Origin of the sequence: Cupriavidus necator (assembly GCF_013141915.1) — a bacterium.
GTDB lineage: Bacteria > Pseudomonadota > Gammaproteobacteria > Burkholderiales > Burkholderiaceae > Cupriavidus > Cupriavidus necator_B.
In genome coordinates this window covers 931,065-957,552 of sequence record NZ_SROX01000001.1, presented here as the reverse complement: position 1 = coordinate 957,552, position 26,488 = coordinate 931,065, and the positions used below count along the sequence as shown (strand labels likewise).

Genomic DNA, 26,488 nt, shown 5'->3' with positions numbered 1-26,488 from the left:
GCCACCCGACCCGACTTAAGCCGCGTGGAAGGCGCGCTTTCGGAAAGGCTGATTGTCCAGCCGGCCGAACGCCGCGACCATTGCGGCTATCGCGAGGCATCGGCCATCCGCCGCGGCCGCCACATACCGATCGCCAAGACTGATCGCCACCGACACAGACCGACCGCAAGGCAGCGCCATGATCGAACACACCCTATCGAACAATTTCCACGAAATCCGCGATGCCATCCGTGCGCTGTGCGCGGAGTTTCCCGACGAGTACTTCCGCAAGGTGGATGAGCAGCGCGCCTATCCCGAGGCCTTCGTCAATGCGCTGACCGCGGCGGGCTGGCTCGCGGCACTGATTCCACAGGAATACGGCGGCTCCGGCCTGGGCCTGACCGAAGCCTCGGTCATCATGGAAGAAATCAACCGCTGCGGCGGCAATTCCGGCGCCTGCCACGGCCAGATGTACAACATGGGCACGCTGCTGCGGCACGGATCGACGGCGCAGAAGGAGAAGTACCTGCCGAAGATCGCCTCGGGTGAATGGCGCCTGCAGTCGATGGGCGTGACCGAGCCCACCACCGGCACCGACACCACCAAGATCAAGACGTCGGCGGTAAAGAAGGACGGCCGCTACGTCGTCAACGGCCAGAAGGTGTGGATCAGCCGCGTGCAGCACAGCGACTTCATGATCCTGCTGGCGCGCACCACGCCGCTGGCCGAGGTGAAGAAAAAGAGCGAGGGCATGTCGATCTTCATGGTCGACCTGCACGAGGCGCAGAAGAAGGGCCTGACCGTGCGCCCCATCCCCAACATGGTCAACCACGAGACCAACGAACTGTTCTTCGAGGACCTGGAGATTCCCGAGGAGAACCTGATCGGCGAAGAGGGCAAGGGCTTCAAGTACATCCTCGATGGCCTCAATGCCGAGCGCACGCTGATCGCCGCCGAGTGCATCGGCGACGGCTACTGGTTCATGGACCGCGTCACCAAGTATGTCAAGGAGCGCGAAGTCTTCGGCCGCCCCATCGGCCAGAACCAGGGCGTGCAGTTCCCCATCGCCGAGTCGTTCATCGAACTCGAGGCGGCCAACCTGATGCGCTGGAAGGCCTGTGAACTGTTCGACAAGCACGAGTCCATGGGCGCGCAGGCCAATATGGCCAAGTACCTGGCCGCCAAGGCCAGCTGGGAGGCCGGCAACGCCTGCCTGCAATTCCACGGCGGCTTCGGCTTTGCCTGCGAGTACGATGTCGAGCGCAAGTTCCGCGAGACCCGCCTGTACCAGGTGGCCCCGATCTCGACCAACCTGATCTACTCCTTCGTTGCCGAGCACGTGCTGGGCCTGCCGCGCTCGTTCTGAGGGGGGGCAGCAAAAAATAACTTAAATGGCAGGCAAGAAACAATAAATTGATTTTCGGCGTTCTTAGTGCATGCTACAGGTGGCGAATGCGGAACCCCGCTTCGCTGCCGCCTGCCGACATTCGGCATCCATCCCAGCGCTGACATTGCGGTCTGGCGGTCGCCCGCCCGCAGTGCTGGCCGCTTCTGGGACCGTAGCGTCCGTCAAGGATATGCACTATGTCAAAGGAGCAGAAGCGCCGCTGCGCCGCCCGCGATAGGAATGCCGGCACACCATGGCGGCTGACGCCGCTGGCTGCCGTGATTGCGGGGCTGGTGTACGCCGGCGGTGTGCCGGCGCAATCCAACGTCACGCCGTCAGGCACCTACGGGCCCGGCTCTTTCGATGCGGCCTTCCAGTTTTTCGGCACCGACGGGGTGATCCAGGGCAACACCACGATTTATCCGCAGCCGCCGTATCCGTTCGGCTTCGGTGGCGCCGGGGTGTCGGTGGCATCGCGGGGTTCGGCGATCATCAATCCTGACCTGGGTCCTGCGCCGGGTGCCATTGTCATCGAATCCGACTATCGGGCAGGCGCGCCCAACACCGCACTGTATGTGGCCAACGGAACGCTGACCGTCGTCGGCAGCAGCGATCCGGGGCGCCTGACCTATGTACGCGGGCATGGCCAAAGTGCGCATGGCATCTACATCCCGGGCGAGACCGGTCCCTCGCTCTTCACCGGCGCCGGCATGGTGATGTCAGCCGATGGCCCCGATGCCAACGCGATCCGGGCCTACGGAGGGTTCGCGTCGGCGGACGTGCGCAACGCCACGCTGCAGACCACCGGCAACGGGCATGGGGTGCTGGCCTGGGGCGGCGCACTGGTGAAGCTGACCGACACCGATGTCACGGTGCAGGGCGCCGGGGCCTACGGTATTTTTGCCTTTAGCGGCGCCAGGATCGAAACCGCCGGCGGCAACGTGAACACCAGTCTTGCCGGCGCCCGCGGGCTCTACCTGAACGGCGCCACGGGCACGCTGGCCGGCACCGATGTCACCACGCAGGGCACAAGTGCATACGGCATCGAGGCCGCCGGCTCGACCTTGTCCGTGACCGGCGGCACCGTCCGCACGCAGGGCAACACCGCCTACGGCCTCTACCTGTATGGCAATACGGCCACCACGCTCGACGGTGCCGCGGTCACGACCGCCGGGACCAGCGCCCACGGCATCTTTGTCAGCAGCGGCACCCTGAACGCGCTGGCCGCCACGGTGACGGCCACGGGCCCCAGTGCCCGTGGCCTGTACGTTGCGGGGGGCGCCACCGTCGTGGCGAGCCAGAGTCAGTTTGCCGCGCAGGGCGACGCCGGTATGGGAACCTGGGTCAATGGCGCCGGATCGTCGCTGACGATGACCGGGGGCGGGCTCAGCGGCGCCCTCGCCAACGGCCACGGCGCGTACGTCAGCGCCGGCGGCAGCCTGCGCGCCACCGATACGGCGATATCGAGTGCCGCCGCGGTCGGCCTCTATGCCGTCGGCACCACGGTGGAACTGACCCGCGGCACGGTGCACGGCGGCGCCTATGGTGTCTATCTGAGCGACGGCGCGACCCTGCGCGCCACCGGCACGGCAATCACCAGCGGAAGCGGGGCCACGCGCGGGGTGCAGGCCACGGCCTCGACGCTGGACTTGACCGATGTCTCGGTCAGCACAGCCACGGCGGACGACCACGCCATCTATGCGTACAACGGCTCCACTTTGCACGCGCGCAACCTCATGCTGGCGACCCAGGGCCAGAACGCCTATGGCTTGCGGCTGATCGGCGCGCCATCGGCGCAGATCGACGGCATGGCGGTGCGCACCGCCGGGGCCGGCGCGCACGGGGCCGTGTTCGAGGGCGGAGCCACTGCCTACACCGGCAGCAACTTCGATATCGGTACCAGCGGCGGCGGCATTGGCATCTATGCATGGCAAGGCACCGCACTGAGCCTGGCGGGTGGCCGCGTCGATACCGGTAGCGCCGCCAATGCCCATGGCATCTATATCAACGATGCCACGGTCGACCTCGCGCCCAACGCGCAGGGGACGGGCGTGTCCGTCACCACCGGTGGTGCCGGCGCGCATGCGGTTCGGATCAGTTCCGGTGGCCGCTTCAGTGCCGCGGGCGCATCGCTGCATGCCGCCGGGCCCGGTGCCGCCGGCATCCATCTGCTGGGTGTCGCCGACGCGGCGTCGGCCAGCGCCATTGCCAATGCCGCACCGGCACCGGCTCCGGTTGCGCCGCCGAACGACGACGGCGCGCCGGCACCGGTTGTGTCGGCGCCGCCGGTGCCGGCGCTGGCGCAAGCGTTGGGAACGACCGAGACCGTGACGCTTGCGAACAGCTCGGTGGTGTCGGACGCCGGCGCGGCGATCAGCGTCGCGGGCGGGGCTGCCACCATTGCGGCGAGCGGCACCACCATTCAAGGCGTGGCGGCGCTGCAGGTGATGGGCCGTCAGGATACGTCCGCTGGCACGCCGGTCAATGTGCCGGGCGTGGCGACGCTGAACGCCAGCGCGTCGACGCTGACCGGCGCCGCCCTGACCGGCAGCGACAGCCAGTCGACCCTGAACCTCGCGCAGGGCAGCCGCTGGAACGTGACCGCTAGTTCGGTGCTGACCAACCTCGGCAATGACAGCAGCGTGATCGACGTGCAGGCGGCGCCAGGCTTGCCGCTCGGCCGGCGGCGCTCGCTGCGGGCAAGCCCGATCCCAGGCAATGCGTACCACACGGTTACCGTCAGGGGCGACTATGCCGGCAGCAGCGGCGTGGTGGCCCTGAATACCTTCCTCGACGAGGGCGGCAGCCGGGCGCAGCAGTTCACCGATCGCCTGCTGGTCCATGGCACGGCAAGCGGCACGACCGCCATCCAGGTCAAGCCGGTCGCCACCAGCCCGGGCGCGATCACCTCGCCCACGGGCGTGGTCAATGCCAGCGAAGGGATCTCGGTGGTCCAGGTCGCCGGCAATTCCACGCCGGACGCGTTCGCGCTGAAAGGGGGCTATGTCACCGCCGCCAATTCGCCCTATGCCTATCGCCTGTACGCCTATGGCCCCGGTTCGTCGATCAGCGCGGCCGATGCCAATGCGTCGCTGGTGGGCAATGCGTCGTCGTACTGGGACTACCGTCTGCAGAGCGCCTATGTCGAGCCCGATGGCCCGGTGGTACCCGACCCCGACCAGCCGATTCCGCCCGATGCGCGGCCCGCGGTGGCGCCGCAGGTGGCGTCCTATGTCACCGCGCCGGCCGCCTTCCTGCATGCGGGCATGCTCGACCTCGACTCCCTGCACCGGCGCCTCGGCGAGGTGCGCGACGACCGCGCGCTGGCGCGGGACCAGGGGCCCGGCGAGATGTTCTTCCGCGCCTACGGCGGCAACTTCCGCTACACCAGCAACCAGCCGTTTGAACGCTACGGCTATAACGCCAGCGGCGATTACGCTGCCATCCACCTGGGCGGCAACCTGTTCCGCCAGGAAGACGAGACCGGACTCTGGCGGTTCGGCCTGGCCGGTTCGATCGGCTGGCTCCACTTTTCGCCGCACGCCGCCGACGGGCCGAGCAGCACACGCGCGACCATCTACCGCATCAGCGGCTACGGCACCTACCAGAGCAACCAGGGCTGGTACGTCGACGGGATCCTGTCAGGCGGATGGTTCGATGGCGACGTGTCGACGCAAGCGCGCGGCAAGGCCGGCGCGATGGACGGCAGCCTGTTCGCCGCGTCGATCGAAGCCGGTTATCCGTTGGCCATGCCATATGGACTGAACCTGGAGCCGCAGTTGCAGCTGATCGGGCAGCATGTCAGCTTCCGGAACAACATCGACATCGATGATCTGGAAGTCAACATCGGTTCGCAGAACCAACTGGTGGGCCGCGCCGGCGTGCGCCTGACGCGGCCGGTGACCGTCGCCGGGGGCCGCGTCACGCCATACCTCGGCTTTGACCTGTTCCATGCCTTTACCGGCGGCACCAACGTGCATGTCGGCGAGGTGCAGTTCGACTCCGGCAAACTGGGCGACGCCTACCAGTTGTCGCTTGGGGTCAACGGAATGCCGACCGGGCGGCTGTCGCTGTATGGCCGGGTCTCGTACCAGCATGCGATGGGGCGTGGCGGCATCCAGGGGTGGCTGTTCAATGCCGGCGCTCGCTATGTGTTCTAGCTTTGGCGGTTGTGCGTCGATCCGCGCCTGTCAAGGGGAATTGGCTGAGGGGTGACGTTGGCCGCGGTGGCGCTTACTTTGGCGGCGCCGTGCAGTTGTTCAATCTGCTGCGGTGTCAACTCGGCTTCGCGCGGGCAGCGGTCTGGAGCCGGTATTCCCTCGCGAACACTGTGCTCACTTTCCACCCCCCGCTTTGTACACACCGGCCAGCCCGCCGGAAATCTACTCTGGTGTCACCGCAACGATCCGGCCGCACCCGTGGGTAATCCCGCCATGCGCGGCCGCGCTTGCGCCGGAGGGATCGCGGCCGCACGACAGATGCCCCGGCAAGCGCCGCCAGCCGCGGCCTTGCCATTACAAGCCGCCCAGCGCGTTGACGGTGAAGGCCAGGATCCCCATGTTGAAGAGGAACGCGGCAAAGCAGTGGCCCAGCACCACCTTGCGCATATGGGCGCCGGTGATGGTGACGTCGGAAGTCTGGAAGGTCATGCCCAGCGTCAGGCTGAAGTAGAGGAAGTCCCAGTAGTCAGGCTCGCGCACACCCGGCACCTCCAGGCCACCGCGGTCGCCGCTGGCGCACTGCAGGTAGTACAGGTGGGCATAGTGCAGCGTGAAAACGGTGTTGGCGAACAGCCACGCGAGGGCGAGGGTGGCCACGATCAGCACGACATCGACCCAATGTGGCGTCTCGGGACGAGCGATCAGCGTGCCGATCGCGAACAGGATCACCAGCGACAGCAGCACCGAGATCGTGAGCAGCGCCGCGCGGTTGGCATCGTTGCGTTCCGCCGTGCGCCGCATCGCCGCAGGATCGGCCCGCAACAGCGGCAGCGCGGCGCCGAGGAAGACCAGCGCGGCGAGGTCGAAGCCAATCAGCAGCGCGATGCGTGCTTCCGCGCCAAGCGCCCACGCCGCGGCCGTCGCGACCAGCAGCAGGGCGCCGCACAGCAGGAAGCGTGGCGGCGCGATGCGCCCGCCGATGCCGGTTTCAGCGGAAGAGGTCATATGGCGACGCGGATGCGCGTTGCGGCAAGGCACCCAGGGTGTGCGGCATGGTCACGCTGATGCGCGGGAAGCGCCATCGGCAGGCCCCTTGCGCTCCGCCGGCGCTTCGAGCAGGTCCGCCGACGGAACGAAGAACAGGCCGCCGGTGACGGCCCGGCTGAAGTCGAGCAGCCGGTCGTAGTTGCCGGGCGGCCGGCCCACGAACATGTTCTCGAGCATTTGCTCGATCGGTGCCGGCGAACGGGCGTACGCGATGAAGTAGGTGCCGAACTCCCCCGCACCGGGGCGGCCAAACATCATGTTGTTGCGCAGGATCTTCACTTCCTGCCCGTTCTCGTCGAGCGTGGTCAGCGAGCTGTGCGAGTTCGACGGCTTGACACGGTCGTCCAGTTCAATGTCCGACAACTTCTTGCGCCCGATGATCAGTTCCTGGGCCTCGACCGGCAGCGCGTTCCATCCGGCCATGTCGTGCAGGTACTTCTGCACGATGACGTAGCTGCCGCCTGCGAACCCTGCGTCTTCCTCGCCGATCACGGTGAAGCCGACGGCTTCGCTGCCGGTCGGATTCTCGGTGCCATCGACAAAACCGATCATCGCGCGCATGTCGAAGTTGCGAAAGCCGTGCACCTCGTCGACCACCCGGACCGCGTCCCCCAGCTTGCCGAGCAGTTGCGTGGCAAGCTCGAAGCAAAGGTCCATCGATTCGGCGCGGATGTGCAACAGCAGGTCGCCCGGCGTTGCCGGGGCCATGCGCGCACCGGCGCCGAACTCGCGGAACGGATGCAGGGCGGCGGGCCGGGGCGCGCCGAAGAGCCGGTCCCAGGCCTGCGAACCGAAGCCGCAGACACAGGACAGGTTGCCGTCCGGCACGCGATGGCCGACGGCGCGCACCACCGCGGCAATGTCGGCACACCATGCGCGCACGGTGTCGGCGTGGTCGCCGCCATCGGCAAGCGTCGCCACGAGGAAGATCGCGCTGCGGGTGACGGCACTTGAAACAGCCTGGGATTCGGGGAGACGGGTGGGCATGGGAATCGGTGTGTTGGCCGGGCCAATCCGCTTGCGCGCAAACGGTAGAGCATTTCACGCGTAAGAGTACACGAACTGCCGGGCCTCTCTTGGGCCGTCTTGCCGCATGGCCGGGCAGAATTGGCTTCCTCGAAACCGAATCTTCCCGCACGATCAGCGACGCGTTGGTGTATGCGCGCACGTCATCGCGCTGGTCTTGTCGTGCTGTAGCAGCCGGTTGACCAGGCCCATCAGGAAGGACCGTGTCCGCTCCCGCCCGGATTGGCGAGAAGATGTCGACTACTGCGGCCGTGCGGCTGAAGCGGGGAGCGATGACGATGACCTTGGCCTTGTTCTTGATCTTGGCCTCGATGACCCACTTGAAGCCGACCGGGTGCGCCTCGGCCGGGTAGCCGACCAATGACGACATTGGCATGGTTGATGTCCACCCAGTGGTAGGTGTCATCGCCCCGCGTCCGAACGACGGGACTAGGGTCGAAACCGGGGCCCGTGGCAGAGCTGCGCTTGGCAGTCCAGTGCGAGGAAGCGCTGGCGTCCAATACTGGTGGTTGTCGTCATCGTAGTCTCATCGCCATTTTTTCCGCTGGCCCCCCTTGAATTGGGCCGGGGCTCTCCGCCATTTTTATGTCCGACAAGGACTGAATGCGCGCGCAGGAGACGCTGCGCAGGGGGTTGCGCAGCGGCAGTGAGTGACGTCCCCGCGTACGTACTTTCACCTAATGCTGCATTGCGACAATTCCTCTGCTACAATCAGGGAAAACCCCATGAGGGTAATCCCGAAAGGAAGGACGCCATGAACACCCAATCCGATATCAAGCTGACCGATCAACTGGAACGCCAACTCATCGAGCGCGAGCTCGGCACGCAAAGCCTGGGCTTCGCCCACGACGTAAAGCGCGCCATCGCCGCCGTGCAGTCGGTGGTCGAGCGCCTGCAAAGCCAGGCCCGCCAGGCCAAGGTGGTTTACGCCAACGGCTGAGCCCTGGCAGCAGTACGGTAGTTGCGGCCCTGCCGGGCTGCGTTGAAGAACCGGCCATACGTGCGCCCGCCCGGGTGAACGCGGCCGGTTTTGTTTTGCCTGCAGCGCTTGAGTGCTTTGTGAATAACTCTCGCAACGCTTGCCAGCGCTTTTCGTTTTGTCGCGGCGACGGACACGGCTATCTTGGATGCCTTTGCCGAACACCGTCCGACCCATGTCCCCACTGGTCCTGCTGTGCCTGCTGATCACCTATGTGGTCTGGGGCACGACTTACCTGGCGATCCGCTTTACGCTGGAGAGCTTTCCGCCGCTGTTCATGATGGGCACGCGCTTCCTGTGCGCGGGCCTGCTGCTGGCCGCCTGGCTGGCATGGCGCGGGACGCCGATGCCCTCCGCGCGGCAGTTGCGCCATTGCGCGGTGCCGGCGTTGTTTCTGCTGGTGGGCGGCATGGGCCTCACGGCCATTGCCGAGCAGACCATTTCCTCTGGCGCCACCACGGTGATGATCGGGTCGATGCCGATCTTTGCGCTGATCTGGGGGGCCTGCTTTGGCAACCGGCCGAAGTGGTTTGAGTATGTGGCGATCGCCATCGGCAGCGCCGGCATCCTGGTGCTGACCGCGGGCGCGGAGTTCCAGGTCAGTGCCGGCGGTGTGGTGGCGCTGTTGCTGGCGGTGGCGAGCTGGTCCTTCGGCTCGCAGCTGGCGCGCCGGCTGGAGTTGCCGCCAGGGGCGGCGGCATTTGCCGCCGAAATGGTGATCGGCGGCGCGGTGCTGATGGCGCTGTCGATGCTGCGGCAGGAGCCGTGGCCGTCGTCGGTCAGCGTGCAGGCCGGCTGGGCCTGGGTCTACCTGGTGGTGGCGGGCTCGCTGGTGGCGTTCTCCGCCTATATGTACCTGGTATCGACGGTCAGCCAGACCCTGGCGGCGAGCTATGTCTATGTGAACCCGCCGGTGGCGCTGGCCATGGGCGCTTGGCTGGGCGGCGAGCAGATCGCGTCGCAGACGCTGGGTGCGATGGTGCTGATCCTGGCGGCACTGGTCGTGCTGAGCCTGGGCACGCTGCGCGCGGCGCGGGCCCAGGCCGCCTGAGCGCGGCCTCAGCTACCCGACTGCTCCTGGATCCAGAGCGACAGCCGCACCTTGTAGGCCTGCTGGATGTGCCGGCGCGCGATCTGCTCGGCCAGCGCGGGATCGCGCTGTTCCAGCGCTTCCACCAATGCGATATGTTCTTCGTAGGAGCTGCGCGCGCGCCCCGGCACCGCCAGCGTGGTGCGTCCGAGCAGCGCCATGGACTCATGCAGCGAGCGCAGCGTCTTCAGCAGGTAGCGGTTGTGGGCGCAGCGGTGCAGGGTTTCATGGAACAGCCGGTTGTTCAGGGCGAGCCGGTCCGGATCGTCGGCGATGGCGAGGTCGCGCTCGACGATATCGCGCAGCAGCGAGATCTCGACGTCGGTGGCGTGGCGCGCGGCCAGCGCGGCGGCGGTGCCTTCCAGCACTTCGCGCATCACATACAGCTCGCTGACCATGCTGGCATCGAGCTGCGTGACCATCATGCCGCGGTTGGGCTCATTGACGACCAGCCCTTCGGACTCCAGCCGGGACAGCGCTTCCCGCACCGGCGTGCGCGACAACCCCAGCGATTCGGCCAGTTCCACCTCGCGCAGGCGAGTGCCGGGGGAAAGCTGGCCGGCCTGGATGGCGGCGCGCAGCTGCTGGTAGGCGCGCTCCGAGCGCGGGAGCGATGCAGCCTGGCCGCCCTCGGCGGCGCCGGCGAACTCTTGAGAAATCATGTGAGGCTGACGGATGCAGTGGAACTGTCGTAACCAGCCATCATACCCGCTCGCGCCAGCCTGACATCACGGCGTCGCAATAACGTGTAAAGCGGGCGGCCCGGCGCCAGCCCGCGCGCTCGGGGCCTCAGCCGGCGGGCGACTGGAACGGGTGGTACTGGTACAGCCAGGTTTCCGACAGCGGCTTGCCGTTCAGGCGCAGGAACAGGCGCAGGTCGACCGGCTGGGCGCCCTCGGTGGTCAGGTCGAACTGCGCGCGCCAGTGGCCGGCCACGCCGTTGGGCACGGCTTCGGTAAAGACATAGGAAAAGGTGCCGCGCGAGGCGGTCAGCACGGCTTCGGGTTTGACGCCGAAAGGCAGTTTCTCCAGCGGCGCGCCCTTGAACTCCACCATGAACTTGCGCACGCCCTTGGGCCGCGGCTGGCCGGGCTGGCCGCCGTTGCCCAGCCGCGTGGCGACGCAGCGTGCCAGCGGCGATGGGTAGGGCTCGTCGGCCGCCCAGTGCAGCCGGTAGCGCAGGCGGTAGGTGCTGCCGGCCTTGGCCGGCGCCTTCGGCACCCACATGGCGACGATGTTGTCGTGGATCTCGTCGTCGGTGCGCAGCTCCACCAGCTGCACCGAGCCGGCGCCCCAGCCATCGCGCGGCTCGACCCACAGGCTTGGACGGCGCTCGTAGTTGACGCCGTCCTGGTAGTGGTCGAACAGCCGGTCGCGCTGCAGCAGCCCGAAGCCCTTGGGGTTCTCGTCGGCGAAGGCCGAGGCGGTGGTCTGCGGCGGGTTGTTCAGCGGGCGCCAGATATGCTCGCCGGCGCCGTTCCACAGCGCCAGCCCGTCGGAGTCATGCACTTCGGGGCGCCAGTCGACGGCGGTGCCCTTGATGCTTTCCGAGAACCAGTACATCGAGGTCAGCGGCGCCAGTCCCAGCCGGGACACATCCTTGCGCAGGAACAGCGCGCACTCCACGTCCATGATCACGGCCTTGCCCCGCTGCATGACGAAGCGGTAGGCACCGGCGATGCTGGGTCCATCCAGCAGCGCGTAGACCGTGACGGTATCGCCGTTGCCCTCCGGGGTTTCGAACCAGAAGTGGGTGAAGGACGGGAATTCTTCCTGCCTGCCCGCCTCGGCCACGTCGATGGCGATGCCGCGCGCGGACAGGCCGTACTGGTACAGCTCGCCGATGGCGCGGAAATAGGAGGCGCCGAGGAAGGCGACCCAGTCGTTCTTGCGCCAGTCGCGCGTCTTCTGGTCGCCCAGGCGGCTTTCCTGGAAGCGGAAGCCGGCAAAGCCGCTGCCCGGCGGCAGCTTGTGCGCGGGACTGTCGGCCGGCATGTCGAAGTAGGCCTCGTCATAGACGATCTCGCGGGCCTTGCCGGTGCCGCCCTTGGCGCGCTCGATCACATGCATGCGCACCGGCGTGCGGAAGTAGGTGCCGAGGTGGAAGAACGTGACCGGGAACTGGCCGGGGCCGTTGGCAAAGAGCGCGTCCTCGGTGCGGAAGCGGATCTTGCCGTGGGCGTCGTAGTCGATGCGGGACAGCACCTCCGCGGGCGGCGCGGGCGGCGGCGCGTAGGGCTTGGCGGCCAGTCCGCGGGCGCGGTCGATCAGGGCGTCGAAGCCGAACGGCTGGGCCTCGCCCAGCTTGATCCGGCCGGCTGCCAGCACCGAGGGGGTGATGCCGAGGGCGGCAAGCGCGGCGGAGGCGGTGGCGGAAACCAGCAGGGTTCGGCGGTTCATCATGTGCTGAAAGCGTCCTTTTATTGTCCGGGGTTGTGCAGAACTGTAAAAGACGCCGCCGCTGCAGAAAAGTTCGGACACCCTCTGTTACAGGGGAGGGCCCCCGCGCCTCAATGTGCACCGCCTGCGGCGCGGCGCCGCCGGCGCCGCTGCCGCGCCAGCATGTTCAGCCCCTCGACCGCGGCCGAGAACGCCATCGCCGTATAGATGTAGCCCTTGGGCACGTGCGTACCGAGGCCTTCGGCAATCAGCGTCATGCCGATCATCATCAGGAAGGCCAGCGCCAGCATCACGATGGTGGGGTTGCGGTTGATGAAGTTGGCCAGCGGTGTCGCCGCGAACAGCATCGCCATCACCGCCGCGATCACGGCGACGAACATGATCTGCACATGTTCGGTCATGCCCACCGCGGTGATGATGCTGTCGATCGAAAACACCAGGTCCAGCACCAGGATCTGGCCGATGGCCGAGGCAAAGCTCTGCACCGCCTTGGCGGTGCCGCCTTCCTCGCCTTCTTCGTCCGCGGTGACATGATGGTGGATTTCGCGCGTGGCTTTCCACACCAGGAAGGCGCCGCCCGCGATCAGGATGAGGTCGCGCCATGACAGGCCCTGGCCCAGGATCGTGAATACCGGCTCGGTGAGCTTGACGATGATGGCGATGGTGGCCAACAGCGCCAGGCGCATCAGCAGAGCCAGGCTGATGCCGATCTTGCGCGCCTTCTCCCGCATCGCTTCTGGCAGCTTGTTGGTCAGGATCGAGATGAAGATCAGGTTGTCGATTCCCAGCACGATTTCCATGGCCACCAGCGTGGCCAGTGCCGCCCAGGCGGCGGGGTCCTGCAGCAATGCCAGCGACGCTTCCATGAAGGCTCCGGGATGTGAGGGCAGGGCGCGGCGGTGACTCGCTCCAGGCGCACGAAGACCTCATGTTAGCGCAGCGTCGCTTCAGCGGGCAGCTTTACGCGCGCTGACCCATGCGCGTTTGCCGAGGTTGCCATGTGCAGTCATGGAATATAGTATGTGATATATCAAAAGATCCAATCAAGCCATCAAGGAGACAGCAATATGAAAGTGTGCATCTATGGCGCCGGTGCCATCGGCGGTTATGTCGGGGCCCAGATGGCGCGGGCCGGGGCCGAGGTCAGCTTCGTCGCGCGCGGTCCCCATCTCGCGGCGATGCAGGAGCACGGCGTCAAGCTGCTGATCGACGGCGAGGAGCGCATGGCCAAGGTGCGCTGCACCAGCGATCCGCGTGAACTCGGGCCTCAGGACTACGTGTTCATCACGCTCAAGGCGCATTCCGTGCCGGGGGTGGTGGAGCAGATGCAGCCGCTGCTCGGGCCAGAAACCGCGATCGTGACCGGCGTCAACGGCATTCCTTACTGGTACTTCTACAAGCACGGAGGCGAACTGGCCGGCCGCACGCTCGAAAGCGTCGATCCCGGCGGGCGCCAGTGGCAGCGCCTGGGGCCGGAGCGGGCCATCGGCTGCGTGGTCTATCCGGCCGCCGAAATCGTCGCGCCGGGCGTGATCAAGCATGTCTACGGCAAGAAGTTTCCGCTCGGCGAGCCTGACGGCAGCCGCTCCGCCCGGGTGACAGCGCTGAGCGAGATGATGATGGCGGCCGACCTTGACGCCCCCGTGCGCGACAACATCCGCGACGAGATCTGGCTCAAGCTGTGGGGCAACCTGTGCTTCAACCCGATCAGCGCGTTGACCCACGCCACCCTGGATGTCATCACCGCCGATCCCGCCACGCGCGCGCTGTCGCGCCAGATGATGGTGGAGGCGCAGGGCATTGCGCAGCGCTTCGGGGTGAAATTCCGTGTCGACGTCGAGCGGCGCATCGACGGCGCCGGCGCCGTTGGCGCACACAAGACCTCGATGCTGCAGGACCTGGAGGCGGGGCGGGCCATGGAAATCGACCCTCTGCTGACGGTCGTTCAGGAAATGGGAAGGCTGGTGGGCGAGCCGACGCCGATGTGCGATGCCGTGCTCGGGCTGATCAAGCAGCGGGATGCGATGGCCAAGCTCGCCGCCTGAGGGGCGGGGGGCGCGACGGGTCTGCGTCCCCGTGGGCCGGGCAAGCAAAGTGGCGCTTGCCCGGCTCGCGAAGTCGGAAGGCAGGGCGATAGTGATATACCATATACGACAGACCGCGCACTGCTATTGTGCCGATGCATGTGGACCGCGCATCGTTTGATGCGTTTTCATAATGGGTCAGGCGTTTTTGCTAAGCTGTGCAGCGATGCGCAGGGCAGCCATTCCGGCCGCCTGGGCGCCGGTCTCACACGAGCTCATTCATGTCTGCGCAAAGCCAATCCATCGTCCAGCCCAACGGGCTGGCCCTGTCGGTCCAACCGATCAACGCCGGCGCCAGCCTGCGCGACCAGGCCTACGCCATGCTGCGGCAGGCTATCGCCGACGCCGACATCTACCAGTCGCGCGACGAGATCCGCCTGGACGAGCGGGTGCTGAGCGAGGCCATGGGCGTCAGCCGCACGCCGATCCGCGAGGCCATGACGCTGCTGGAGCAGGAGGGCTTCCTGCGCACGGTGCCGCGGCGCGGCATCTACATCATGCGCAAGACCAAGCGCGAGATCGTCGAGATGATCCAGATGTGGGCCGCGCTGGAAAGCATGGCCGCACGGCTGGCCACCAAGAATGCCACCGACGCCGAGATCGCGCAGCTGCGCAGCATGTTCGACAGCTTCCGCGACTCCACCCCGGCCGAGCACATCGAAGAGTATTCCGACGCCAATATCGTGTTCCACCAGGCGATCGTGCAGTTGTCGAAGTCGCAGATCATCATGGACACGATCCGCAATATCTTCATCCACGTGCGCGCAATCCGGAAGATGACCATCTCCCAGAGCGACCGCGCGGCACGGTCCATCGTGGATCACCTGCGCATCATCGAGGCGCTGGAGAAGCGGGATACCGACCTGGCGGAACGGCTGGTGCGCCAGCATTCGCTCGACCTTGCCGATTACGTGGAGAAGCACTGCGATTTTCTCGACTGAAGCGGACGGCAACGCGGGCGTGCAAAGCGGCGGACTTGGTCCGCCGCTTTGCTTTTGGGGCCGCCTCGGCGTGGTCAGCGTCATTTCGCTAAATGGTGTGTGATATATCAATGTGAAAAGCGCCTCTCTCTTTATGCCGTAGCGGCATGGAATGGCCTGCTTTTATGCCAATCCGCAGAGGTCAGCGGCGTTGTGTTGCGTCGCCTCGTCGGTATTTGCCCCTGATGCGCCAAACTCCTCTTGCTCTCTTCTGATATATCACATACCGTATGTCATCAGAGACTACAAATAGCGGAAGAGGAGACCCTTCGCAATGGAAACCAAGGCCCTGCAAGGTGTGCGCATCCTGGACATGACCCACGTCCAGGCAGGCCCGTCGGCGACGCAGTTGATGGCGTGGCTGGGCGCGGACGTGATCAAGGTGGAGATGCCGGGACGCGGCGACATCACGCGCAGCCAGCTGCGCGACGTGCCGAACGCCGACAGCCTGTACTTCACCATGCTCAATTCCAACAAGCGCAGCCTGACGCTGAACATGAAGACCCCCGAAGGCAAGGCGCTGCTCGAAGACCTGGTCCAGCGCAGCGACGTGCTGATCGAGAACTTCGGCCCGGGCGTGCTGGCGCGCGCCGGCTTCGACTGGGACCACCTGCAGGACCTGAACCCGCGCCTGGTCTATGCCTCGATCAAGGGCTTCGGCCCGGGCCCGTACGCCGACTGCAAGGCCTACGAGAACGTGGCGCAGTGCATGGGCGGCTCGGCCTCGACCACGGGCGATGCCGACGGCGTGCCGACGGTGACCGGCGCACAGATCGGCGACTCCGGCACCGGCGTGCATGCCGTGGTCGGCATCCTGGCCGCGCTGCTGCAGCGCGAGCACACCGGCCGCGGCCAGCGCGTGGAAGTGGCGATGCAGGACGCGGTGCTGAACCTGTGCCGGGTCAAGCTGCGCGACCAGCAGCGCCTGGCCAATGGCCCGCTGCGCGAATATCCCAACCAGGACTTCGGCGACCACGTGCCGCGCGCGGGCAACGCCTCGGGCGGCGGGCAGCCGGGCGCGGCGCTGCGCTGCGCGCCGGGCGGCCCCAACGACTATGTCTACGTCATCATCCAGCCGCAGGGCTGGGAGCCGCTGATGCGCCTGTGCGGGCGCGAAGACCTGATCAACAACCCGGACTACGCCACGCCCGAAGCGCGGCTCAAGCACCTGGCCGACTGCTTTGCCGTGATCGAGAAATGGACGCGCGGCATCAGCAAGTTCGACGTGATGGCGGCGCTCAACGAGGTCGACGTGCCGTGCGGCCCGATCCTGTCGATGAAGGACCTGATCGAAGACGAGTCGCTGTACCAGCGCGGCTACCTGGTCGAGCTGGAGCATCCGCAGCGCGGCAACTACGTGCAGCTGGGCTGCCCGATCACGCTGTCGGCCTCGCCGGTGCAGGTCGAGCGCTCGCCGTTGCTGGGCGAGCATACCGAGGAGATCCTCGAGTGGCTGGGACGCACGCCTGCGCAGATCGCCGCGATGAAGCTGGCCGGGGCGGTATGAGGCTGGGCTGACGTCATTCCCGCGCGCGCGGGAATGACGACTGGCGTCGCGCGCCGTCCTGCTTTTCCCTTTCTCCAAGATTCCCTGCAAACCGACATCGGCGCAGGCGGGGTCTCCCTTTGCCTGCGCAAGGAGCATGCTGTGCAAACCTGGATACGTTTTCGCCGCGCCGACGGCAGCATCGGCCATGGCTGCATCGATCCGGCCGCCCCCGACCGCGTGGTCGAATACGACGGCGACGGCTACGACGGCCCCAGCCCCACCGGCGCCGTGCATGACCGCGCCGCATTGACCCTGGTCGCGCCGTGCGCGCCAGGCAAGGTGGTGGCGTTGTGGAACAACTTCCATGCGCTGGCGCGCAAGCTGGAAAAGCCGGTGCCGACGCATCCGCTGTTCCTGCTCAAGCCTGCCACGTCGCTGGCCGGTCCGGGCGATGCCGTGCAACGCCCGAAGAGCTATGACGGCAAGATCGTCTACGAGGGCGAGCTGGGCATCGTCATCGGCAAGAAGGCGCGCAACGTGACGGTGGCGGAGGCCGGCGCCCATATCTTCGGCTACACCATCGTCAACGACGTGACCGCGGCCGAACTGATCACGGCCGATCCCAATTTCCCGCAATGGACGCGCGCCAAGGGCTTCGACACCTTTGGCTGCATCGGTCCGGCCATCGTCACCGGCTTCCACTGGAAAGCCGCCAGCGTGGTCACCCGGCTGGACGGGGTGGAGCGGCAGAACTATCCGCTGTCGGACATGATCTTCTCGCCCGAGGAACAGGTCAGCCGGATCTCGCAGGACCTGACGCTGATGCCGGGCGACGTGATCGCCGTCGGCACCTCGCTGGGCGTGGGTTCGATGAAGGACGGCGCCGTGGTCGAGGTGTCGATCGCCGGCATCGGCTCGCTGGTCAACCATGTGCGCGGCTGAGCCGGGCGCCCGATTCATTTCCTGAAACGGTGAATGCCATGCCAATGACAATCGGTGTGCCGCGCGAAGTCCACCCGGGCGAGCGGCGCGTTGCCGCCACCCCGGATTCGGTCAAGGAACTGCTCAAGCTCGGCTACCAGGTGGTGGTCGAGACCGGCGCGGGCCAGGAGGCTTCGTTCTCGGACGACGACTACCGCGCCGCCGGCGCTGCCATTGTCGACGCGGCCAGCCTCTGGGCCTCGGTCGACGTGGTGGTCAAGGTGCGCCCGCCGCAAGTCCACCCCAGCCTTGGGGTAGAAGAGGCGGCGCTGCTGAAGAAGCACGCCGCGCTGATCGGCTTTGTCTGGCCGGCGCAGCAGATGGCCATGCTGGAGCGGCTGGCGCAGCGCGGCGCCACGGTGCTGGCGATGGACTGCGTGCCGCGCATCTCGCGGGCGCAGAAGCTGGATGCGCTCAGCTCGATGGCCAATATGGCGGGCTACCGCGCGGTGATCGAAGCCGCGCATGCCTTCGGCCGGCCCTTTGCCGGCCAGATCACCGCCGCGGGCAAGATCCCGCCGGCGCGCGTGCTGGTGATCGGCGCGGGCGTGGCGGGGCTGGCGGCGATCGGCGCGGCGCGCAGCCTGGGCGCGGTGGTGCGCGCGTTCGACACGCGGCCGGTGGTGCGCCAGCAGATCGAGAGCCTGGGCGCGGAATTCCTCACCGTCGAGATCGAAGAGGACGGCAGCGGCAGCGGCGGCTACGCCAAGGAGATGAGTCCGGCCTTTATCGAAGCCGAGATGCGGCTGTTTGCCGAGCAGGCGCGCGCGGTCGACATCATCATCACCACCGCGCTGATCCCGGGCAAGCCGGCGCCGAAACTGCTCGAGGCCGCAACTGTCGGGCTGATGCGCGCCGGCAGCGTGGTGGTGGACCTGGCCGCGGAGCAGGGCGGCAATTGCGTGCTGACCGTGCCGGGCGAAAGCGTGCGCCGCGAGGGCGTCACCATCATCGGCTACACCGACCTGCCCAGCCGCATGGCGGCGCAGGCGAGCCAGCTCTACGGCACCAATATCCGCCACTTGCTGGCCGAGCTGACGCCGGGCAAGGACGGCCAGCTGGTGGTTGACATGGCCGACGAGATGATCCGCGGCGCGACCGTGCTGCACCAGGGCGCGGTGACCTGGCCACCGCCGCCGTTGACGGTGGCGGTACCGCAGCAGCAGGCGCCGGCGGAGGTGCCGCCGCCGGCCGAGGCCGTGCCGCCGCGCAGCCGCACCGGTACCACGCTGGCCGCGCTGGCGCTGGCGGCCGCCGCGCTGCTGGGCCTGGGCGCGGTCGCGCCACCGGCTTTCATGGCGCATTTCACCGTGTTCGTGCTGGCCATCTTTGTCGGCTACCAGGTGGTGTGGAACGTTACCGCCGCGCTGCACACGCCGTTGATGAGCGTGACCAATGCCATCAGCGGGATCATCGTGGTGGGGGCGCTGGTGCAGCTAGGCAAGCCGTCGCTGCTGACGGCAGTGATCGCGGGCTGCGCGGTGCTGGTGGCCACCATCAATATCGCCGGCGGCTTCCTGGTGACGCAGCGCATGCTGAAGATGTTTCAGCGAGACTAAGGCCAAGGAGACAGCCATGCCATCCGGAATCAGCAATATCGCTTACCTCGCCGCCAGCGCGCTGTTCATCCTCAGCCTGAGCGGGCTGAGCCATCCCGCCAGCGCCCGGCGCGGCAACATGCTCGGCATCGCCGGCATGGTGATCGCAGTCATGACCACGGTGCTGGCGGGCAGTCCCGACGGCATCGCCATCATCATCGGCGCGATGCTGGTGGGCGGCATCGCCGGCGCCATGCTGGCCAGGCGCGTGGAGATGACGCAGATGCCGCAACTGGTGGCGGTGCTGCACAGCTTCGTCGGCCTGGCCGCGGTGCTGGTCGGCTACGCCAACTACCTCGAGCCGACCACGCTGGCCGGCGCCGAGAAGGCAATCCACGAGGTCGAGACCTATCTCGGCATCCTGATCGGCGCGGTCACCTTCACCGGGTCGATCATCGCCTTCCTCAAGCTGCAGGGCACCATGGGCGGCAAGCCGATGCTGCTGCCGGGCCGCCATGCGCTCAACGCCGGCGCGCTGGTGGTGTGCGTGTGGCTGGGCTATGCCTTCCTCGGCGCGCCGGATCCGCAGCAGGGGCTGGTGCCGCTGGCCGCGATGACGGTGATCGCGCTGCTGGTCGGCGCGCACCTGGTGCTGGCCATCGGCGGCGCCGACATGCCGGTGGTGGTGTCGATGCTCAACAGCTACTCCGGCTGGGCCGCGGCGGCGACCGGCTTCATGCTGGGCAATGACCTGCTGATCATCACCGGCGCGCTGGTGGGCTCGAGCGGCGCCATCCTCAGCTACATCATGTGCAAGGCGATGAACCGCAAATTCCTGTCGGTGATCCTGGGCGGCTTCGGCGCGGTGCAGGCCCAGGGCGCGGCGACCGAGCAAGGCGAGGTGCTGCCGGTGTCGAGCGAGGAAGTCAGCAGCCTGCTCAAGGACGCCAGCGAGGTCATCATCGTGCCGGGTTACGGCATGGCGGTGGCGCAAGCGCAGGGCACCATCAGCGAGATCGCGCGGCGGCTGCGCGCGCAGGGCGTCAATGTCCGCTTCGGCATCCACCCGGTGGCCGGCCGCCTGCCGGGGCACATGAACGTGCTGCTGGCCGAGGCGAGGGTGCCGTACGACATCGTGCTGGAAATGGAAGAGATCAACGATGACTTCGAGAAGGCCGACGTGGTGCTGGTAGTCGGCGCCAACGACATCGTCAATCCCGGTGCGCTGGACGACCCCGCCAGCCCGATTGCCGGCATGCCGGTGCTGGAGGTGTGGAAGGCCAGGACCGTGGTGGTGTCCAAGCGCAGCATGGCGGCGGGCTACGCCGGCGTGGACAACCCGCTGTTCTACAAGGACAACACGCGCATGTGGTTTGGCGATGCCAAGGGCAGCGTCGATGCGCTGCTGCGGCAACTGGAGGAAGCCCCGGCCTGAGCGGCCTGGCGCGACTGGGACTCGCGCCGTGCAAGCCACCGCAGCCCGCTGCCCGCGGGCTGCGGTGGCTTGCTGCGTTGTGAAACCGCGTTGCTCCGCCGCCTGCCGAGGCGATTCATACCACTTCCGCTATCTATAAACGATCGTGAATAGATACGATAAAAAACTTTAAGACTAGTCAAATTAAGCTTCAGGTAGCATCAATCCACGACTTCATGTGCCGCAATGCCAGGCGACGGTCTAGTTGCGAGAAGGGCGATCCCACAACGCCCTGATGTGCCCGCCGGGGCACAAACAATACGTATCAGGAGACAAGACAGATGGCGCAATTGGAAGCATCGGCCCCCGCCGGTCACCACGACGTGAACGGGCGCGGGCTGCAGAACCGCTGGATCCAGCTTGCAATCGGGGTGGTGTGCATGGGGCTGGTGGCTAACTTGCAGTACGGCTGGACCCTCTTCGTGTCACCGATGGACGCAAAACATCACTGGGGCGCGTCCGCCATCCAGGTGGCATTTTCCATTTTCATCGTGACCGAAACCTGGCTGGTGCCGCTGGAAGGCTGGCTGGTGGACAAGTTCGGCCCGCGCCCGGTGGTGGCGGGCGGGGCCATCTGCGCAGGGCTGGCATGGGTGATGAACGCCTACGCCACCACGCTGCCGGAGCTCTATGCGGCCGCGGTGATCGCGGGCATCGGCGCGGGTGGCGTTTACGGGACCTGCGTCGGCAACGCGCTGAAGTGGTTTCCGGACAAGCGCGGCCTGGCTGCCGGCCTGACCGCGGCAGGGTTTGGCGCGGGTGCGGCCATCACCGTGATCCCGATCGCGAACATGATCCAGAGCGCGGGCTATGAGAAGGCCTTCCTGTTCTTCGGCATCCTCCAAGGCGTGTGTATCTTTGCGCTGGCGTTGCTGCTGGTGAAGCCCAGGGCGCCCAAGGGGGCAGTGGCGGCCAAGGCGGTGCTGACCAATCCGGTGGAATACACCCCGGGGCAGATGGTCAAGACGCCAGTGTTCTGGCTGATCTATGCAAGCTTTGTCGCGGTGGCGGCGGGCGGCATCATGGCGACGGCGCAACTGGGGCCGATCGCCAAGGACTACGGCTTTGCGTCGATGCCGGTGACGCTGCTGGGGCTGACCTTGCCGCTGCTGACGATGACGCTGTCGATCGACAACCTGTGCAACGGCTTTACGCGGCCGCTGTGCGGGTTCCTGTCGGACCGGTTCGGGCGCGAGAACACGATGTTCGTGATCTTCATCGGCGAGGGGCTGGCGCTGCTGGGGCTGATGCAGATGGGGCACAACCCGTATTGGTTCATGTTCTTCGCGGCGCTGACGTTCCTGTTCTGGGGCGAGATTTTTTCGATCTTCCCGGCGTTGTGCGCGGACACGTTCGGCAGCAAGTTCGCGGCGTCGAACGCGGGCACGCTTTACACCGCGAAGGGGACCGCGGCGATGCTGGTGCCGCTGGCCTCGGTCCTGTCCGCTCGCGGCGGTTGGGAAGCGGTCTTCACGGTCGCGGCAGTGGTGACGATCGCCGCGGGCCTGTCGGCGAAGCTGGTGCTGGCGCCGATGCGCAAACGATTTATCACGGGCCATGCGGCGCCCGCCATGCCCGTGGCGGAAGCGGGCCTGATTGCGAATGCATCGGCCAGGCATGGGGAGTAGGCGGGCCATCGCCGTGTCGGGTTGATGCATCGAAGTTGCTGACGGCCGGGCGCTTGCGCCAGGCCGTCAGTCGCGAGCGATAGAAGCGATGAGGCCCGGAAGGTTTGGCATGGCTGGACTGCGCTCCTAGCCTCATAGTGCCAAAATACGTTGTATGTAATATATCTATAGGCTGGCATCGCTGTCCCATACGCTCCAGCGTGCAGACCCGCGTCTGTGCGAAATGCGAATAAATGGCGCTCGAGTAAGCAATTGCGCTGATATGAGCGCAGATCCAGCCGGGATTGCTGCAGTGCACTGACGAAAGTTTGTCGCACAGGTGGAAAATAGCTTGCCGTTCTCTGATATATCACATACCGTATGTCATCAAGACCGGTCGATCAGAACCGGCACAGATCGAAGCAGGGCACAGGGCCCGCGCACCACGAACACAAGTCCAACAAGGAGACCAAGCATGTCGGAAGTCGTAGCGAAGCGGGCCCAGAGCACTCCCGCGGCAGCCTGAATCAGAAAAATTCCAACCCCAGTCAATTTGCATAGAAGGAAGCAACCATGGCAGAAGTCGGAAACGAGCTGCAGCGTCACGCCGCGGAAGAACATCAGGCACAAACCGATGGGTTTCATCTGGTCATCGAAGCGCTGAAGCTGAACGGCATCGAAAACATTTACGGCCTGCCCGGCATTCCGGTGACGGACCTGGCTCGCCTGGCGCAGGCAAACGGCATGCGCGTCATCAGCTTCCGTCACGAGCAGAACGCCGGCAACGCCGCGGCGATCGCTGGCTTTCTCACGCAGAAGCCGGGCGTTTGCCTGACCGTGTCCGCGCCCGGCTTCCTGAACGGCCTGACGGCACTGGCGCATGCGACCACCAACTGCTTCCCGATGATCCTGATCAGCGGCTCGAGCGAGCGCGAGATCGTCGATTTGCAGCAAGGCGACTACGAAGAGATGGACCAGCTGGCGATCGCCCGCCCGCACGCCAAGGCCGCCTTCCGCGTGCTGCACGCGGAAGACATCGGCGTCGGCGTTGCGCGTGCCATCCGTGCCGCCGTGTCGGGTCGTCCTGGCGGCGTGTACCTGGACCTGCCGGCCAAATTGCTGGGCCAGTCGCTGGAAGCCGAGAAGGGCCGCAAGTCGCTGATCAAGGTGGTGGACCCGGCCCCGCGCCAGCTTCCCGCACCGGACTCGGTCGACCGTGCCGTCGCGCTGCTGAAGACCGCCAAGCGGCCGCTGATCCTGATCGGCAAGGGCGCCGCGTACGCACGCGCCGAGGCGGACCTGCGCACGCTGGTCGAGAAGACCGGCATCCCGTACCTGCCGATGTCGATGGCCAAGGGCCTGCTGCCCGATACGCATCCGCAATCGGCCTCGGCCGCACGCTCGTATGTGCTGGCTGAAGCGGACGTGGTGCTGCTGGTTGGTGCCCGCCTCAACTGGCTGCTGTCGCACGGCAAGGGCAAGACCTGGGGCAAGCCCAAGCAATTCATCCAGATCGACATCGCGGCGACCGAGATGGACAGCAACGTCGCCATCGCCGCGCCGGTGGTGGGTGACATCGGTTCGTGCGTCACCGCCATCCTCGACAGGATCGGCAACGACTTCGCCAAGCCGGGCGCCGACTGGCTGAACGCGGTGGCCGACCGCCGGGACACCAACCTGGCGAAGATGGCCGAGACCCTGGCCAAGTCCAGGGATGCCGCGCCGATGAACTTCCACGGCGCGCTGAGCGTGCTGAAGGATGTGGTCAAGGCCAACCCAGGCATCTCGTTCGTCAACGAAGGCGCCAACACGCTCGACTACGCCCGCGCCGTGATCGACATGTATGAGCCGCGCAAGCGCCTGGACGTGGGCACCTGGGGCGTGATGGGCGTGGGCATGGGCTACGCGGTGGCGGCGGCGGTCGAGACCGGCAAACCGGTGCTGGCCCTGTGCGGCGACAGCGCGTTCGGTTTCTCGGGCATGGAGGTCGAGACCATCTGCCGCTACAACCTCCCGGTCTGCATCGTCATCTTCAACAACAACGGCGTCTACAAGGGCATCGACGTGAACCCGACCGGCGGCAAGGATCCGGCGGTCACGACTTTCGTCCCCGGCGCGCGCTACGACAAGATGATGGAAGCGTTCGGCGGCGTGGGCCGCAACGTCACCACGCCGGCGGAACTCGAAGCCGCGGTGAACGAAGCGCTGCGCTCGGGCCAGCCCACGCTAGTCAACGCCGTCATCGATCCTGCCGCCGGCACCGAAAGCGGCCGCCTGACCAACCTGAATCCGCAAAGCTCGGCCAAGAAGTAATCCACCCGAATTTCACTCCCTAATCCAATAGGAGACGAACGTGAACCTCCCACTCAATGGCATCAAGATCATCGACTTCACGCACGTCCAGGCGGGTCCCGCCTGCACGCAGTTGCTGGCTTGGTTCGGCGCCGACGTGATCAAGGTCGAGCGCCCCGGTTCCGGCGACGTGACCCGCACGCAGCTGCGCGACATCCCGGATGTCGATGCGCTGTACTTCACCATGCTCAACTCCAACAAGCGCAGCCTGACGCTCGACACCAAGAAGCCGGAGGGCAAGAAGATCCTGGAGCAGCTGATCCGCGAGTCGGACGTGCTGGTCGAGAACTTCGGCCCGGGCGCGCTGGACCGCATGGGCTTCTCGTGGGAGCGCATCAACGAGCTGAACCCGAAGATGATCGTGGCTTCGGTCAAGGGCTTCAGCGACGGCCATCACTATGAAGACCTGAAGGTCTACGAGAACGTGGCACAGTGCGCCGGCGGCGCGGCCTCGACCACCGGCTTCTGGGACGGCCCGCCCACGGTGTCCGCCGCGGCGCTGGGCGATTCCAACACCGGCATGCACCTGGCGATCGGCATCCTGACCGCGCTGATCGGCCGCGACAAGACCGGCAAGGGCCAGAAGGTGGCCGTGTCGATGCAGGACGCGGTGCTGAACCTGTGCCGCGTCAAGCTGCGCGACCAGCAGCGCCTGGACCGCCTGGGCTACCTGGAAGAGTACCCGCAATATCCGCACGGCACCTTCAGCGACGTAGTGCCGCGCGGCGGCAACGCGGGCGGCGGCGGCCAGCCGGGCTGGGTGCTGAAGTGCAAGGGTTGGGAGACCGATCCCAACGCCTATATCTACTTCACCATCCAGGGCCATGCCTGGGAGCCGATCTGCAAGGCGCTGGGCAAGCCGGAATGGATCGACGATCCCAATTACGCCACCGCCAAGGCGCGCCAGCCGCACATCTTCGATATCTTCAACACCATCGAGGAATGGCTGGCCGACAAGACCAAGTACGAGGCGGTAGACATCCTGCGCAAGCATGACATTCCGTGCTCGCCGGTGCTGTCGATGAAGGAGATCGCCGCGGACCCGTCGCTGCGTGCCAGCGGCAGCATCACCGAGGTGCCGCACAAGGAACGCGGCTCCTACCTGACGGTGGGCAGCCCGATCAAGTTCTCGGACCTGAAGCCGGAAATCACCGGGTCGCCGCTGCTGGGCGAGCATAGCGAAGAGGTGCTGGCCGGCCTGGGCTATGGCGCGGAAGACATCAAGCGCCTGCGCGAGTCCCAGGTAATCTGACGCCGCCCGCCGGCACGTGTGCCGGTGCGTACGCCGGGGCCTCGCGCACAGCGGGCCCCGGCGTTTTTTGCTTGCGGCGCGGCCATGTGGCACGCTACCTTGGTGGCAACGACAGGCCGGCACCGCCGGCGCTGGTGATAACGAAAGGGAATCCCCATGACAGAGCAGATCGACTACGCGCAACTGGTGTCCGCCATCGGCGACGCCATCATCATCTCTGACGCCAAGGGCGCCATCACGCTGTGGAATCCCGCGGCCGAGCGCATGTTCGGCTTCACCCAGGCCGAGGCCATGGGCCAGTCGCTGGACTTGATCATCCCCGAGCGCCTGCGCGGGCGGCACTGGGAAGGCTATGACAAGACCATGGCGACCGGCATCACGCGCTACGGCCATGACTTGCTCAAGGTGCCGGCGGTCGACAAGGACGGCAAGTCCATGTCGATTGCCTTCACCGTGTCGCTGCTCAAGGACGCCGCCGGCGCGGTGACCGGCATCGTCGCCGTGATCCGCGACGAGACCGTGCGCTTCCAGGAAGAGCGGGCGCTGAAAAAGCGGCTGGTCGAACTGGAAAGCCAGGTCAGGGAGCAAGCCTGAGGCGCCTGCCGCGGCCGCGCCGTTGCCGGCTGCACTTCATGGTCGCGCTACCCGCGCCGTCCCGGTGAG

19 protein-coding genes and 1 pseudogene are annotated in these 26,488 nt (G+C 66.5%); 14 read left to right on the top strand and 6 right to left on the bottom strand.

Going from position 1 to position 26,488, the window contains the following annotated elements:
* Positions 1–178 precede the first annotated feature (178 nt).
* Complete coding sequence (locus tag E5S69_RS04260) at positions 179–1,345, top strand: acyl-CoA dehydrogenase family protein (RefSeq protein ID WP_171513742.1); 1,167 nt, start codon at positions 179–181, stop codon at positions 1,343–1,345.
* Positions 1,346–1,563: 218 nt separating this feature from the next.
* The gene (locus E5S69_RS04255; protein ID WP_171513741.1) at positions 1,564–5,526 is read left to right on the top strand and encodes an autotransporter outer membrane beta-barrel domain-containing protein; all 3,963 of its coding nucleotides are present in this window, start codon (positions 1,564–1,566) and stop codon (positions 5,524–5,526) included.
* A gap of 354 nt (positions 5,527–5,880) precedes the next feature.
* Here E5S69_RS04255 and E5S69_RS04250 read toward each other — a convergent pair whose 3' ends face one another.
* The 3 genes and pseudogenes from E5S69_RS04250 to E5S69_RS32135 form a co-directional block, all read right to left on the bottom strand.
* The gene (locus E5S69_RS04250) at positions 5,881–6,531 is read right to left on the bottom strand and encodes a DUF1345 domain-containing protein (RefSeq protein WP_171513740.1); all 651 of its coding nucleotides are present in this window, start codon (positions 6,529–6,531) and stop codon (positions 5,881–5,883) included.
* Between the two features lie 51 nt (positions 6,532–6,582).
* A complete protein-coding gene (locus E5S69_RS04245) occupies positions 6,583–7,560 on the bottom strand; it encodes a Dyp-type peroxidase (protein WP_171513739.1) in 978 nt (325 codons plus the stop codon).
* 94 nt (positions 7,561–7,654) lie between these two features.
* Positions 7,655–8,082 (bottom strand): annotated as a pseudogene (locus E5S69_RS32135) (formate dehydrogenase-N subunit alpha); the annotation flags it as partial.
* Positions 8,083–8,353: 271 nt separating this feature from the next.
* Here E5S69_RS32135 and E5S69_RS04240 point away from each other — a divergent pair.
* Together E5S69_RS04240 and yedA are read left to right on the top strand one after the other, a co-directional pair.
* Entirely contained in the window at positions 8,354–8,539 is a 186-nt protein-coding gene (locus tag E5S69_RS04240; protein ID WP_171513738.1) for a hypothetical protein, read from the top strand.
* Positions 8,540–8,753: 214 nt separating this feature from the next.
* The gene (yedA, locus tag E5S69_RS04235; protein WP_171513737.1) at positions 8,754–9,629 is read left to right on the top strand and encodes a drug/metabolite exporter YedA; all 876 of its coding nucleotides are present in this window, start codon (positions 8,754–8,756) and stop codon (positions 9,627–9,629) included.
* Positions 9,630–9,637: 8 nt separating this feature from the next.
* Here yedA and E5S69_RS04230 read toward each other — a convergent pair whose 3' ends face one another.
* The 3 genes from E5S69_RS04230 to E5S69_RS04220 form a co-directional block, all read right to left on the bottom strand.
* On the bottom strand, positions 9,638–10,330 hold the full coding sequence (locus E5S69_RS04230; RefSeq protein ID WP_171513736.1) for a GntR family transcriptional regulator: 693 nt from the start codon (positions 10,328–10,330) through the stop codon (positions 9,638–9,640).
* Positions 10,331–10,457: 127 nt separating this feature from the next.
* The gene (locus E5S69_RS04225; protein ID WP_171513735.1) at positions 10,458–12,071 is read right to left on the bottom strand and encodes a glucan biosynthesis protein; all 1,614 of its coding nucleotides are present in this window, start codon (positions 12,069–12,071) and stop codon (positions 10,458–10,460) included.
* 107 nt (positions 12,072–12,178) lie between these two features.
* Positions 12,179–12,934, bottom strand: a complete 756-nt coding sequence (locus E5S69_RS04220; RefSeq protein ID WP_171513734.1) for a TerC family protein — start codon at positions 12,932–12,934, stop codon at positions 12,179–12,181.
* 201 nt (positions 12,935–13,135) lie between these two features.
* Here E5S69_RS04220 and E5S69_RS04215 point away from each other — a divergent pair, with 201 nt between their 5' ends.
* The 10 genes from E5S69_RS04215 (at position 13,136) to E5S69_RS04170 (ending at position 26,419) form a co-directional block, all read left to right on the top strand.
* A complete protein-coding gene (locus E5S69_RS04215; RefSeq protein ID WP_171513733.1) occupies positions 13,136–14,113 on the top strand; it encodes a 2-dehydropantoate 2-reductase in 978 nt (325 codons plus the stop codon).
* 260 nt (positions 14,114–14,373) lie between these two features.
* Positions 14,374–15,093 carry a GntR family transcriptional regulator gene (locus tag E5S69_RS04210; protein WP_171513732.1) on the top strand — a complete coding sequence of 240 codons (720 nt, stop codon included), beginning with the start codon at positions 14,374–14,376 and terminating at the stop codon, positions 15,091–15,093.
* Between the two features lie 313 nt (positions 15,094–15,406).
* Positions 15,407–16,639 carry a formyl-CoA transferase gene (frc, locus tag E5S69_RS04205; RefSeq protein ID WP_171513731.1) on the top strand — a complete coding sequence of 411 codons (1,233 nt, stop codon included), beginning with the start codon at positions 15,407–15,409 and terminating at the stop codon, positions 16,637–16,639.
* A gap of 141 nt (positions 16,640–16,780) precedes the next feature.
* Positions 16,781–17,563 carry a fumarylacetoacetate hydrolase family protein gene (locus E5S69_RS04200; RefSeq protein ID WP_171513730.1) on the top strand — a complete coding sequence of 261 codons (783 nt, stop codon included), beginning with the start codon at positions 16,781–16,783 and terminating at the stop codon, positions 17,561–17,563.
* Positions 17,564–17,601: 38 nt separating this feature from the next.
* Positions 17,602–19,161, top strand: coding sequence for a Re/Si-specific NAD(P)(+) transhydrogenase subunit alpha (locus E5S69_RS04195; protein ID WP_171513729.1), 1,560 nt, complete (start codon positions 17,602–17,604; stop codon positions 19,159–19,161).
* Between the two features lie 16 nt (positions 19,162–19,177).
* On the top strand, positions 19,178–20,575 hold the full coding sequence (gene pntB / locus E5S69_RS04190; protein ID WP_171513728.1) for a Re/Si-specific NAD(P)(+) transhydrogenase subunit beta: 1,398 nt from the start codon (positions 19,178–19,180) through the stop codon (positions 20,573–20,575).
* Between the two features lie 320 nt (positions 20,576–20,895).
* Complete coding sequence (oxlT, locus tag E5S69_RS04185; protein ID WP_171513727.1) at positions 20,896–22,242, top strand: oxalate/formate MFS antiporter; 1,347 nt, start codon at positions 20,896–20,898, stop codon at positions 22,240–22,242.
* Between the two features lie 552 nt (positions 22,243–22,794).
* Positions 22,795–24,534 carry an oxalyl-CoA decarboxylase gene (gene oxc, locus E5S69_RS04180; RefSeq protein ID WP_171513726.1) on the top strand — a complete coding sequence of 580 codons (1,740 nt, stop codon included), beginning with the start codon at positions 22,795–22,797 and terminating at the stop codon, positions 24,532–24,534.
* Between the two features lie 40 nt (positions 24,535–24,574).
* Positions 24,575–25,825: a formyl-CoA transferase gene (frc, locus tag E5S69_RS04175; RefSeq protein WP_115664039.1), complete on the top strand. Its 1,251-nt coding sequence runs from the start codon at positions 24,575–24,577 to the stop codon at positions 25,823–25,825.
* A 156-nt stretch (positions 25,826–25,981) separates the two neighbouring features.
* A complete protein-coding gene (locus E5S69_RS04170) occupies positions 25,982–26,419 on the top strand; it encodes a PAS domain-containing protein (protein WP_171513725.1) in 438 nt (145 codons plus the stop codon).
* Positions 26,420–26,488: the final 69 nt, after the last annotated feature.

Excerpts from the sequence above, each read along its gene's own strand:
- E5S69_RS04260 (WP_171513742.1), top strand. The coding sequence starts at position 179 with ATGATCGAACACACCCTATCGAACAATTTCCACGAAATCCGCGATGCC.
- E5S69_RS04255 (WP_171513741.1), top strand. The coding sequence starts at position 1,564 with ATGTCAAAGGAGCAGAAGCGCCGCTGCGCCGCCCGCGATAGGAATGCC.
- E5S69_RS04250 (WP_171513740.1), bottom strand. The coding sequence starts at position 6,531 with ATGACCTCTTCCGCTGAAACCGGCATCGGCGGGCGCATCGCGCCGCCA.
- E5S69_RS04245 (WP_171513739.1), bottom strand. The coding sequence starts at position 7,560 with ATGCCCACCCGTCTCCCCGAATCCCAGGCTGTTTCAAGTGCCGTCACC.
- E5S69_RS04240 (WP_171513738.1), top strand. The coding sequence starts at position 8,354 with ATGAACACCCAATCCGATATCAAGCTGACCGATCAACTGGAACGCCAA.
- yedA (WP_171513737.1), top strand. The coding sequence starts at position 8,754 with ATGTCCCCACTGGTCCTGCTGTGCCTGCTGATCACCTATGTGGTCTGG.
- E5S69_RS04230 (WP_171513736.1), bottom strand. The coding sequence starts at position 10,330 with ATGATTTCTCAAGAGTTCGCCGGCGCCGCCGAGGGCGGCCAGGCTGCA.
- E5S69_RS04225 (WP_171513735.1), bottom strand. The coding sequence starts at position 12,071 with ATGATGAACCGCCGAACCCTGCTGGTTTCCGCCACCGCCTCCGCCGCG.
- E5S69_RS04220 (WP_171513734.1), bottom strand. The coding sequence starts at position 12,934 with ATGGAAGCGTCGCTGGCATTGCTGCAGGACCCCGCCGCCTGGGCGGCA.
- E5S69_RS04215 (WP_171513733.1), top strand. The coding sequence starts at position 13,136 with ATGAAAGTGTGCATCTATGGCGCCGGTGCCATCGGCGGTTATGTCGGG.
- E5S69_RS04210 (WP_171513732.1), top strand. The coding sequence starts at position 14,374 with ATGTCTGCGCAAAGCCAATCCATCGTCCAGCCCAACGGGCTGGCCCTG.
- frc (WP_171513731.1), top strand. The coding sequence starts at position 15,407 with ATGGAAACCAAGGCCCTGCAAGGTGTGCGCATCCTGGACATGACCCAC.
- E5S69_RS04195 (WP_171513729.1), top strand. The coding sequence starts at position 17,602 with ATGCCAATGACAATCGGTGTGCCGCGCGAAGTCCACCCGGGCGAGCGG.
- pntB (WP_171513728.1), top strand. The coding sequence starts at position 19,178 with ATGCCATCCGGAATCAGCAATATCGCTTACCTCGCCGCCAGCGCGCTG.
- oxlT (WP_171513727.1), top strand. The coding sequence starts at position 20,896 with ATGGCGCAATTGGAAGCATCGGCCCCCGCCGGTCACCACGACGTGAAC.
- oxc (WP_171513726.1), top strand. The coding sequence starts at position 22,795 with ATGGCAGAAGTCGGAAACGAGCTGCAGCGTCACGCCGCGGAAGAACAT.
- E5S69_RS04170 (WP_171513725.1), top strand. The coding sequence starts at position 25,982 with ATGACAGAGCAGATCGACTACGCGCAACTGGTGTCCGCCATCGGCGAC.